Origin of the sequence: Rhodopirellula halodulae (assembly GCF_020966775.1) — a bacterium.
In the GTDB taxonomy this organism is placed as follows: domain Bacteria; phylum Planctomycetota; class Planctomycetia; order Pirellulales; family Pirellulaceae; genus Rhodopirellula; species Rhodopirellula halodulae.
The window spans coordinates 21,484-33,473 of sequence record NZ_JAJKFV010000009.1; the positions used below are offsets into that span (position 1 = coordinate 21,484).

Genomic DNA, 11,990 nt, shown 5'->3' on the forward strand with positions numbered 1-11,990 from the left:
GTCATCAAACTTCCGTTTCCAAGCCAACATCAAGACGCTCGCCGGGATCAATTCTGGCGAGCGTTTTTTCATTGGTGGCTCGAGCGACGCGGCGGCGTGTTCATCGACGAAGGCTGAGATTTGACACCAGCCTTCTCGTGCCGAGCCGCGATGGGGTGGTGCTTGTGAGCGGAAGCGGCGCGATCTGGCCGGTGCACGAGTTGTCTCTTTCGGATTGGTTTGATAGCGGCATGAATTCGCGACTTTCCGGGATCACATTGACATGAAACCCGCGGGTTTCCTAGTGTCCACGCATGGTCCGCTCCGATCGTTCGTACCGACGACCGATTTTGCATTCGAACTCTCCGCCCCCGGTGAGTCGTTTGCGTTGCGCCTGGATCTTCCTGCTATTGCTCGCCTGTTTCGGAAGCTCGACCGGATGTGTCGCTTCTCGTTATCTGGAAAACAGGTCGATTCGCGACAACGCGTTGACCAACACGCTGCACCTTCTGCGTTGGCGTGGGCCCGAGATCAGTGTTCGAACGCAAGGAACACTTCGTCGTTATGGTTTGATCGAAACCTATCAGGATGACAGCAAGATTTGTTTGCATCGCTTGCAAACGCTGAATGCGCAGAACCCCGATGTCGAGCTTGCTTACGCTCTGTCGGAATTGTCTTACGTCGAAGGAAAAATCGCGGACCGCGACGGACGCTCCAGCGATGCGATGAATCACTACGGCGTCGCGCTGACGACCAGCTATCGCTATCTCTTTGGCGATCAGTTGAGCGAAGTTCGCAATCAATACGACCCACAGTTCCGTGCTGTTTGCGATCTGTACAACGAGTCCTTGGAAGACTTGCTGCGGTTGTTGTGTGCGGAAAACCGTTTGCGTCCCGGGCAGACCTACACGATTCAAACCGCGAATCAGAAGTTTGTGATTCGCGCCGAAATGCGCGGGGCTTGGAAGGAAGACGAATTCGACCACTACGAATTCGTCAGCGACTACGACATCAAGACACTGAACAACCGGCATACAACCTACGGCTTGGGGGTTCCATTGATTGCCGTTCGCAAGCCACGTGGCGAGGGGCATCGAGAGGAACAGTACTATCCGGAAGGGTTGAGCTACGCCGTGACCGCGTTGCTGCGTTGTTCAACCGAGCCTCCTTCGCGGCCAAGTCATGCGTCTCGCGTTATGCCAGCCTCGCATTCGGGTGACTTTCGCGCGGCTGAGGAAACGGCGGTTTGTGTCTTGGAGTTCTTTGACCCGCTACGAGCCAACCAGATTCAGTTGGCCGGCAGTTGGGTTCCCTTGGAAACCGACCTGACCACGCCACTGGCGTATTTCTTGGATAGTGACGAATACCGCAAACGCGACCGAGCCACCGAAGGCTTGCTGGATCCAGACGATGCTCAGCAGAAACGCGGCATCTACATGTTGGAGCCGTACGATCCCAATCGCATCCCGGTGTTGATGGTGCACGGTTTGTGGTCCAGCCCGCTGACTTGGATGGACATGTTCAATGACCTCCGCAGCTTTCCGGAAATTCGAGAACGGTACCAGTTTTGGTTTTACCTTTATCCATCGGGTCAACCGTTTTGGTTGAGCGCGACGCAGTTGCGAAGCGACTTGTTCGCCATGCGACAGACGTTCGATCCCGCGGGACAAGATCGTGCGGTCGACCACACCGTCTTGGTCGGACACAGCATGGGTGGGCTGGTGAGCCGAATGCAAACGATCGAAAGCGGCGACGATTTTTGGAACTTAGTCAGTGATCAACCCAAAGAGAAACTGCGCGGACCGCCGGAAGATATCAACAAGCTCGTCAGTGCGTTGGAGTTTCGGCCGAACCAAACGGTCGGCCGAGTCATCACGATCGGAACGCCTCATCGCGGGAGCAACCTCGCAAACACGGCGACGCGTTGGTTGGCCGGCAAGATGATTCAGCTTCCGAAAATGGCTGTGTCGGCAGGCAATCGTTTGACGCGAGCCAACCCAGGGTTCTTCCGCGACACGCGATTGTTGACCGAGGCCAATGCAGTGGACTCATTGGCACCGGACTCACCGATCTTTCCGGTGATGTTGCGTGCCAAGCGTTCGTCGCATGTGAAGTATCACAACATTGTTGGTGTGCTGGAGGATCCACCACTGTTTGCCGGACGGCATCATCGGGGCGATGGCGTTGTGGAGTATGCCAGTGCGACGATGGACGATACGGAGAGCGAATTGCTGGTGGATGCCACGCACACCAAATTGCACATGACCGGCAAAGCCATCTTTGAGGTTCGGCGGATTCTGCTGGAGCACTTGGATGATGTGGACTCGCAAGATCGCTTGGCCTGGGCACCAAAATCGGCGACGCCACTGGTGAGCGATGCGGCGTCAGGGATGATCACGGACCTGGCACCGAATCTCTCGCCGCAGACTCTGTCCGGACGAGGCTCGGTTGGGCCGGTTCCTTCAGGACAGGTGTCGTCAGGGCAGATTTCGCGCGGGCAAATTTCGCCCAGTGCATCGGTCTATCAATTGATGAGCGCGCCGTCGGCTCAATCGCGGCGATGACACGATTTGGTCGGCGTTGTAGCTTCACTGCCGAGCGATGGACTTGGTGGTCGCTGTTCTGCCACCCGTCTACTTTGCCGAATCCGCACAATCGCTACGGGTGTCACAACCGGAATTGAATGCCGGTAGTGGTCTGCTGATCTTTTTAAGCAGCCAGCGAATGCATCGAAGGATTGACCTGCTGCGCCGTTACAACCAAACCCCCGCATGCGAAAAATGGAAGGGTATCGGTACCGGGGGAGGCGAAGTCAGGCGAGGCGACTAGATTGGTGAGGCCACGCCAACGGGCGATTCGACAACGCCCTTTCCTGAACTCGTCTTCAAGTATCGATCTTGCTCATGTCCGCAACTGCTGCTGCCCCCTCGCCCCAACTTCCCGCGGTTGGGCCTGTGAAGAAAATTTGCTGCATCGGCGCTGGTTATGTCGGCGGTCCGACGATGGCGATGATCGCTCACAAGTGCCATGACATCGAAGTCAAAGTCGTCGATATCAACGCGCAGCGAATCGCTCAGTGGAACAGCGACACACTTCCAGTTTATGAACCAGGACTGGACGAGATTGTCAAAGGGCGACGCGACCAGAATTTGATCTTCACCACCGAAGTGGATCAAGCGATTCGCGAAGCCGACATGATTTTCATCTCGGTCAACACGCCCACGAAGACGTTTGGTGTGGGAGCCGGTCGTGCAGCGAACCTCGAGTTCATTGAAAAGTGTGCTCGCAAGATCGCGGAGGTTTCTGAAGGACACAAGATCGTCGTCGAGAAGTCGACGCTGCCGGTTCGTACCGCCGAGGCCGTCAAGGCGATTTTGGGCGAAGCGACTACCGGCGCGACCTTTGACGTTTTGTCCAATCCTGAATTCCTGGCCGAGGGCACTGCGGTTGACGACTTGCTGTCGCCCGACCGTGTTCTGATTGGTGGCGAGCGTGAGGAAGCGATTCAGGCCTTGGTCGATGTGTACGCTCAATGGGTTCCACGCGAACGTTTGCTGACGACCAACTTATGGAGCAGTGAGCTGTCGAAGTTGACCGCCAATGCTTTTTTGGCCCAACGAGTCTCCTCCATCAATTCGATTTCGGCGTTGTGCGAAGCCACCGAAGCCGACGTCGACGAGGTGGCCGCAGCGATCGGCACCGATTCGCGGATCGGGCCAAAGTTTCTGAAAGCATCGGTGGGATTCGGAGGTTCGTGTTTCCAGAAAGACATTCTGAATCTGGTTTATCTGTGCGAATACTTTGGGTTGCCCGAGGTGGCTGATTACTGGCAACAAGTTGTCGCGATGAACGACTACCAGAAACGTCGGTTTGTGCATCGCATGGTTCGGACGATGTTCAACACGGTCTCGGACAAGAAGATCGCGATCTGGGGTTTCGCGTTCAAGAAAGACACCAACGACACGCGGGAATCGGCGGCCATCTATGTGTGTCGAGATCTGTTGCTCGAGAAAGCTCGTTTGTCGATCTATGACCCGCAAGTCACGAAAGAACAGATTGTGTCGGACATGGAAGCCGTTTTCCAAAACGGCGACCAGGAACTCAGCGCGATTTCGCGTCAACTGATCGAAAACAACATCGAAGTCGTTTCGGATGCGGAGTCCGCCGCCAAGGACGCTCACGCGATCGCGGTGCTGACGGAATGGGACGAGTTTGAAGAAGCCGACTTTCGGGCGATCGCCGAGCAGATGAAAAAACCTGCGTTCATCTTTGACGGTCGCAATAAGCTGAAGAGCTTGTCGCTCGAAGAGCTTGGGTTTCAGTACCACGGCATCGGGTTCTCTCGCTAACTGCGAAAATTTTTCTGTTCATCGCAAGATCTCGTTCGGCAGTATCCGTCCAAAGTGGCATGGATTCTGCCGTTCTTTTTTGGCGAGTCAGCAATGATTTCGCTGAGAAAACATGCCTAAAATAGGCAGTTTTTGGATCGTAACGTGGGTCCAAAGGTCATTCGAAGACCACACGGGCCGGCGAGAAGCCGGAAGCCTAGATCCGGCCTGTTCAAGATTGCCGAGTGAGTGCTAGAGATGAGCGGTTCCGTATTCCCCAAAAGAGGTAGTGGTGCCGAAACTTGCTATAACGGGCTGGAATGGAGGATGAATCCTCTCCCACTATTCGGGCAATTACAATAAGATCGGCGACGAACGCGGTTGACGACCGGCCAAGAAATGATTCTTGGTGACAAAAACGATCCCAATCGGTCCTCTCTTTGCACCGGCAATGCACCGCGTTCAGCCACTCATCCATGCGTTTGATTCGTGAACGAATCCGTTCCAGCGATTCAACGTTCGATTTTCGCGACGAAGGGTACCGATGCAAGTCAGACTGCGAGTCCAATCGGGCAGCCATGAAGGCAAAGAGATCGAGGTTTCCGAAAAACGATTCTTGATCGGCCGGAGTGAATCGTGCCAACTGCGACCCAAGAGTGAATCGGTCAGTCGACGCCATTGCATCTTGGCACTGAAAGACGGCCGGGTCCTAGTGCAGGATCTGAAGAGTCGCAACGGCACCTATGTCAACGAGAAACGTCTTCCCGCCGACAAAGCCAAGGTGCTGAAGGACGGTGACCAGCTCCGCATCGGTCGATTGATGTTCACCTTGGTGATCGAACATGGTTTGAACGCAGCGAAAAAGCCGGAAGTCAAAAACGTCGCCGACGCAGCGGCACGAGTGAAGGAAGGTGGCAGCGAAGACAGTCGTTTCGAAGATGTCGACGTCGATTCGTGGTTGGACGAGGCGGATGCGATTGATCGCGTTCGCAAACAAACCGATCCCGACACGCGGCAGTTTCGTTTGGATGGGAAGGACGGCGACAAGAGCGATGATCTGTCCGTCGATGGAACGGTGATGATCGAAGATGCGGTGAAAAAGCCAAAGGCTGACAATGACACTCGCATGTCATCCGACGATGACACCAGCACCGGTTCACGCGTGATCCCGCCGAAAGGCAAGCCTGGCAAGCTGCCCGCTAGTGCAAAGAAGGCATTGAAAGAAAATTCGCGTGACGCGGCTGACGATGCGCTGAAGCGTTTCTTCAGCGGTCGCTGAGTGGATCTTGCTCGAGAAGGCGGATCCGTGTCGGCGAATGAGTCGATGCCCGCTAGCAGAGGAGAGTTTGTCTGCTGGCGGAGTAAGGTTTGCCCGCTGGCGGATGAAGGTGTAATTGAGCGATAGTGATGTTATGAAAACAGGCACGCTTGCGATGTTATCCAATGAGGCGTTGGCGGACGCCTATCTGGGACGTGAATCGGGAATGGATTCCGCCTTTGCTGAACTGTTTCGCCGGCACCGCGAAATGGTCTACCGGGTCTGCGTCCGTTGGTTAGGGCATCATCAAGACGCGGAAGACGTCACGCAAGAAACCTTTCGTCGGGTCGCCGCCTCGATCCAGTCTTGGGATCGAACTCGTCCGATCGAACCGTGGTTGGCAACGATTGCGGGGAATCGCTGCCGATCTTTCTTGGCGAAGCAACGCGGCCGACCACGTGTCGCGTTGATCAACGAATCACACGCGTCCATCGCCGACGAGCGAACCACGGCGGCGGGAGTGGTGGCGGAGCAGTCGTTACAAGAGGCGATGAACGCGTTGTCGCCGACCAGTCGTCAAGCGTTTGAATTGGTTCATTTGGACGGGATGTCGTACGAGCAAGCGTCCCGCTGGATGGGACATCCTCCCGGCACAATCAAAACATGGGTGCATCGCGCCCGTCTTCAGGTTATCGAACGTTTAAGAGAAGAGAGCGGAGGTGTCGCATGACTCGCGAACTTCCTGAATCGGCAATGAAGCCAGAAACAAAACACAACAGTCGCTCCCGCGGAACATGCGAAGCCTTCGAGGCTCGGATGAATCAGTGGATCGATTTGGGCGAAGAAAGTGACATCGAACGCGATCCGCATTTGGTGGGATGTCCGCATTGTCAGCAAACGCTTCAGATTTGGCGTCAGCTGGAGTCCGGATTGAAATCGACGGCGTCGCGACATTCCGCCGATTCGCGGTTGGTTCGTTGGCGAGATTTGTTGCAGCGGGCATCGATGCCCGCTTGGGCGATGGCGATCGGTGCATGTGTGATGGCAGTGATCGTCCTACGGCCGCCGAGCACCCAAATGGCGGCTTTGATGGTGGATTCTGCGTCGACCAATTCATCTGTTGAGGTAGAGTTGAGTCAACAATCGTCGGATCGCGAACGCGTTTTGTCGGGGGCGAGTTCAGGTGCCGAAAGTGGCATGCCGAAAATCGCTTCGGCGGAATCCGGTTCGGATGAGTCCGCTTCCAATGACGGATGGATGTCGGGTCCGCGAACCGACGGTCGGGCGGCTGCGAATTCACAATGGGACCGTTGGCGGATTGCTTCGTCCGAAGCAGCCAAGACCACTGCATCGGTGCCAAATGACTCGGTTTCGCCGCCCGTGGCTGACACGGAACCCGGCGGCCATTCGGTGTTGTTGGCTCAGTGGATTGCGAATTCACGACCGACGATGGCCCAATTGAGCACCGGCGTTGCACCGTTGGGGCGAACGCTTCAACGCACGGCGAATTTGTTTTATTGACTCCGACTGAATCTGTATGAACGCTGCTTCCTCGCTCTCGAACGGCTCGAACCAACAGCAGCGTTCGGAGTGCACTCGGGGGTGGCGTTCTCAAGCTGAGTCAAACGCGGTGAAGGTCGTCTCTCGCGGTTTTGACGCTCGATCGTTTGTCGCGAGATCGGTTTTCATTTGCTCGGTTGTGGCGTTGTGCTGTTTTGGGTTGGTGGCGTGGCCCGCGTCCGTTTCGGCGGAGCAACTGATCTCGCTTCGCAATGGGATGGTGCTGCGTGGGCTTTATCTAGAAGTCGCCAGCATGAACCAGAACGCTTTTTCGGCGGGAAACGAAGGCGGCATACAAAATCGTCCGATCTGGGTGGTCGATGATGGTTTGCGCCGAACCTATGTTCATCGCCGCGGCATGGTGGCGGCGGAGCCTCGCGATGTGCCGGATCTGCATGAACGCATTCAGTTCTTTCAGCCGGTTCCGGATGGTGGGGATCAGGTTGCGTCGATCGGGCAGACGTTGGGGGTGACGCCGTTCAATCAGTTCGGTCGGCGACGCATGACCATTCGCGGGCCCAACGGGGCTCCCTTTCCCGTGCTTCAGGGCATCACCGAGTTGACCGCGAAATATGCCAAGGTCGAAGCACTCAAGACCGACGATTCGATCAAGTTGGACATGCGGATCGCGACGTCGTCGATCAGCAGCGATCAACTGCGCGACATCTTTCGTCGCAGCACTGATCCCAAAGATGTCGACGAGCGTTTGAACGTGGTTCGATTCTTCGCGGAGTCGGAACGTTACGCCGACGCGCGTCGCGAATTGGTTCGGATTTTGGACGAATTCCCCGAGAGTGCGGACCTGAAACCCATCGTCGCTCAATACGTCGAAAACGAAGCCAGCCAACTTCTAGATCAAGCGGCCCTGCGTCGCGAATCGGGGCAGTATGAATTGGCTCGCGAAATTTTGGATCGTTTCCCGACTTCGGTAGTCAGCCGTGTGACTCGGGTGAAGGTTTCGGACCTCATCGCGTCGATGGACGAGACTCAGCAGCAGATCGAAACGGTCAAGCAGCAATTGAGCGAGTTGATCGGAGGGCTTCGTGAACCGGAGCAGAGCGCACTGGACGCGATCGTGTCGGAAATTCAGACCGAGCTGACTCCGGCGACGCTTCCCCGATTGAGTGACTTCATTCGCATGGGAGGCAACTCAACCATCGATCCCGAAACCCGAGTGTCGCTGGCGATCGCCGGTTGGTTGCTCGGCAACGGTTCGGGTGAAACGAACTTGAAGATCGTCTTGTCGCTAATCGAAGTGCGTTCGTTGGTGCGTGAGTACCTGGTGGAGGATGATCCTGGAAAACGCGAGGAGATCCTTCAGCGGTTATCGTCGTTGGAAGGCGCACGCGCGGACTACGTCGCGAAAATGTTGCCGCTGATGAAGCCGCCAAGGATCAACGCCGTCGCGACCGACGAAATGATCCAGCCCGATCCGGTGGTCTCCGGCATGTTCCACGTCGGTTTGGATCAAGCATCCTTTCACCAGTTTCAAGCGGAGGATCCATCCGCGATTCCACCGGCATCGTATGTGGTTCAGTTGCCGCCGGAGTACGACCCCAATCGGGTTTATCCATGCGTGGTCGCGTTGCATGCCGCGGGGGCTCCCGCTGAAACGCAACTCAATTGGTGGTCTGGAGTGCCTCAGGAGTCGTTCCTGCAAAGTGCACGCGATGAGAACGGAGATGGTCCGGCGGATGAAGAGCCCCCGTCGATGATGCGTTTGGGCCACTCGATTCGACATGGTTTTATTGTTGTGGCACCGCGGTGGACGCGTGGTGGCCAACCGGATTACGAATACACGATGCGTGAACACGATGCCGTGCTCTCGTCATTTCGCCACGCCATGCGGCATTTCGCGATTGATGCGGATCGGGTGTTCATCGGTGGTCATGGTGCCGGTGGCACGGCGGCTTGGGACATCGCGGTGTCTCATCCGGATTTATGGTCGGGGATGATCAGCATCAGCAGTCGACCGGACAAAACACTGCAACACTACAACGCAAATTCGAAGTACGTGCCGGTTTACATTGTCAAAGGGGACAAGGATGGTGTGCCATTGCGAGATTTCGGCGCGATCTACGACCGATACATGACGTACGACCACGATGCGATGATCGTGTTGTATCGAGGTCGCGGGTTGGATTTCTTTTCCGAAGAAGCCGATCGGATTTTCGAGTGGATGAAGACGCCGAATCATCGTCGGCCGCCGCCGCCGGAGGACCTCGAAGTTGGATCGATGCGTGACGGAGATCGATTCTTTTGGTGGCTGGAGTGGCAGGAGATGTTGCCCGGGTTAGCAATCAACCCCATCCTTTGGGACGAAGCGGAACGCTTGAAAGCCGCTCCCGTGCGAGCCCGCGTGATGGCAAACAACGAAGTGTTGATTTCTCAGGCACCCTCGGATTCCTTCACCGTTTGGTTGACGCCACAGATGCCGTTGGATTTTAAAGAGCCAATTGCGGTGCGTTATCGATCGCGAAGAAAGGATTTCAACTTCGATCAATCGGTGGGTGTGATGTTGGAAGACGTCCGCGTGCGAGCCGACCGGGCACGGCCTTTTTGGGGGAAAGTCCAGATCCCCTGAGACGCGAATGGCGTAGGTGTCGGATTCCTCCCTCGCGTAACAACTGGGGTGGCTCGGGCGGACCGGTCTACTCCGGCGGTGTTCGGTGGGCTACCTTGGTAAAGCGTGCGGCGCCCTCTGTGACGGACCACCCACGTGACTTTTTCTGCAGAGACATCACGACTGAGACATCTTGGATGAATGCACCTGAATCAAATTCCGCTGCCATCGGCGAGGCGGACCTGAACCTGCTTCATGATGCTCGGCGTCGAGTGTTGGAAGAATTGGGGAAGATCATCGTCGGTCAGCAAGAAGTGATCGACGAAATTCTGATTTGTCTGTTCAGCCGTGGTCACGTGTTGCTGGAAGGCGTGCCTGGTTTGGCGAAAACGTTGATGATCAGCACGTTGGCGAAGACGCTCGATCTGTCGTTCAGCCGCATTCAGTTCACACCCGATTTGATGCCGGCCGACGTGACGGGCACGGAGATCATGGAGGAGGATCGGGCGACGGGGCATCGCGAATTGCGATTCATGCCGGGGCCGTTGTTCGCCAACGTTGTTTTGGCGGACGAAATCAACCGAACACCGCCGAAGACCCAGGCGTCGTTGTTGGAAGCCATGCAGGAACGACAGGTCACGGCCGGTCGTCAGCGGCACCAATTGGATGATCCGTTCTTTGTCTTGGCAACGCAGAACCCGATTGAGCAAGAAGGGACGTACCCACTGCCTGAGGCTCAACAAGACCGGTTCATGTTCAAAATTTATGTCGACTACCCGAGCTTCGATGAGGAGTTTGAGGTGGCTCGTCGGACGACTGGATCGGCAGTCGCGGAAACGCAGCCGGTGCTTCGCAGTGATGAGATCCTGCGGTTGCAGCAATTGGTTCGGCAAGTTCCCGTCAGCGATCACATTGTCCGCTACGCGTTGTCGCTGGTTCGGCAAACACGCGTTGGCGGCGAAGGCGTGCCTGACTTTGTGGAAGACCTGGTGGGCTGGGGGGCCGGTCCTCGGGCGGTTCAGTTTTTGATTCTGGGTGGCAAGGCTCGCGCGTTGCTGCAAGGCCGACATCATGTGCAGGTGGAGGACATCCAAGCGTTGGCGGCTCCCGTTTTGCGTCACCGCATGGTGGTGAACTTTGCTGCCGAAAGCGAAGGGATCACCAGTGATGAAGTGATCGCTCGAATCATTGACGCAACCCCGACGACCGAGGACGAACTGTCTCGCGATGCCCGATTCCAAAAGATATTTGCGTCCTGAGGTCACCGCTCGGATTCGCCGGTTGGAATTGACCGCCCGGCGAGTCGTCGAGGGGTTTCTATCTGGAATGCACCGCAGCCCTTACTTCGGGCAATCCATCGAATTCCTGCAACACCGGCAATACGTTCCCGGGGATGAGTTGCGGCACATCGACTGGAAGGTGTACGCGCGGCAAGACCGTTTGCACATCAAGCAATACGAAGAAGAAACCAACCTGCGTTTGCAGTTGTTGGTCGATTGCAGCGGCAGCATGTCCTACGGCGAAGGCGACCAGAATAAATTCGAGTACGCGGCATCTTTGGCCGCGTCGTTGGCGTATTTGGCTCTGCGGCAAAAAGATGCTTGTGGGTTGTACACATTTGATACGGAGTTGCGTGACAGCGTTCCCGCGAAATCGAGTCAGCATCAACTCAATCGTATGTTGTCCTGTTTGGCGTCAGCGGAACACGACGGTGAGACCAAGTTGGATCATGTTGCCAAACAAGTCGCCTCGGCGATCCCGCGTGCTGGCGTGGTGTGTGTGATTTCGGATTTATTGGGCGTCGAGGAATTGCACGAGGGTTTGCGAGTGTTGCGAGCTCGCGGCCACGATGTTGCCTTGATCCATGTCTTGCACGATGACGAAATGGATTTCGATTTCAGCGGAGCGACACGGTTTGAAGGTTTGGAGGTCGAATCGTTTTTGAATTGCAATCCGGCGGCGCTTCGCGAAGGCTATTTGGAGGCGTTGGACGAGTTTTTGGAGAAGACACGTCGAGCATGTGGGCGGCTCAAAATTGATTATTTGCAGGTTCGCACGAGCGAGCCTTTGGACGCCGTGTTGGCGAAGTTTTTGTCGGCACGTCAGGCATTGCCAAAGTTACGCGGGTGAATGAACGAGACCGGACGGTTCGCACCGTACCACCAGAAGTTGAAAGCGGCACGGCGCAAGCCGTCCGGTAACGATCCAGAACCCCCACACACAACAAGAGATCGATGCAAACCATACGAGCACACAACGCAAGCGAGTGATCACGGCATCATCCTGGCGAGCGGCGAAAGCT

General features: G+C 56.2%; 8 protein-coding genes. All 8 read left to right on the forward strand.

Annotated elements, in window-relative coordinates; genetic code table 11:
* Positions 1-389: 389 nt before the first annotated feature.
* The 8 genes from LOC70_RS06520 to LOC70_RS06555 all read left to right on the forward strand — a co-directional run bounded on the left by LOC70_RS06520 (position 390) and on the right by LOC70_RS06555 (position 11,818).
* Positions 390-2,543, forward strand: a complete 2,154-nt coding sequence (locus LOC70_RS06520; protein ID WP_230252977.1) for an esterase/lipase family protein — start codon at positions 390-392, stop codon at positions 2,541-2,543.
* A 339-nt stretch (positions 2,544-2,882) separates the two neighbouring features.
* Positions 2,883-4,328: a UDP-glucose 6-dehydrogenase gene (locus LOC70_RS06525; protein WP_230252672.1), complete on the forward strand. Its 1,446-nt coding sequence runs from the start codon at positions 2,883-2,885 to the stop codon at positions 4,326-4,328.
* Between the two features lie 523 nt (positions 4,329-4,851).
* The gene (locus LOC70_RS06530) at positions 4,852-5,586 is read left to right on the forward strand and encodes an FHA domain-containing protein (protein WP_230252673.1); all 735 of its coding nucleotides are present in this window, start codon (positions 4,852-4,854) and stop codon (positions 5,584-5,586) included.
* Positions 5,587-5,719: 133 nt separating this feature from the next.
* Positions 5,720-6,295, forward strand: coding sequence for an RNA polymerase sigma factor (locus LOC70_RS06535; RefSeq protein ID WP_230252674.1), 576 nt, complete (start codon positions 5,720-5,722; stop codon positions 6,293-6,295).
* Positions 6,292-7,086 carry a hypothetical protein gene (locus LOC70_RS06540; RefSeq protein ID WP_230252675.1) on the forward strand — a complete coding sequence of 265 codons (795 nt, stop codon included), beginning with the start codon at positions 6,292-6,294 and terminating at the stop codon, positions 7,084-7,086. Before LOC70_RS06535 ends, LOC70_RS06540 begins: the two co-directional genes overlap by 4 nt.
* A 178-nt stretch (positions 7,087-7,264) precedes the next feature.
* Entirely contained in the window at positions 7,265-9,709 is a 2,445-nt protein-coding gene (locus LOC70_RS06545) for an alpha/beta hydrolase (RefSeq protein ID WP_390889010.1), read from the forward strand.
* Between the two features lie 176 nt (positions 9,710-9,885).
* Positions 9,886-10,947 carry an AAA family ATPase gene (locus LOC70_RS06550; protein WP_230252677.1) on the forward strand — a complete coding sequence of 354 codons (1,062 nt, stop codon included), beginning with the start codon at positions 9,886-9,888 and terminating at the stop codon, positions 10,945-10,947.
* A complete protein-coding gene (locus LOC70_RS06555) occupies positions 10,937-11,818 on the forward strand; it encodes a DUF58 domain-containing protein (protein ID WP_230252979.1) in 882 nt (293 codons plus the stop codon). Before LOC70_RS06550 ends, LOC70_RS06555 begins: the two co-directional genes overlap by 11 nt.
* Positions 11,819-11,990 lie beyond the last annotated feature (172 nt).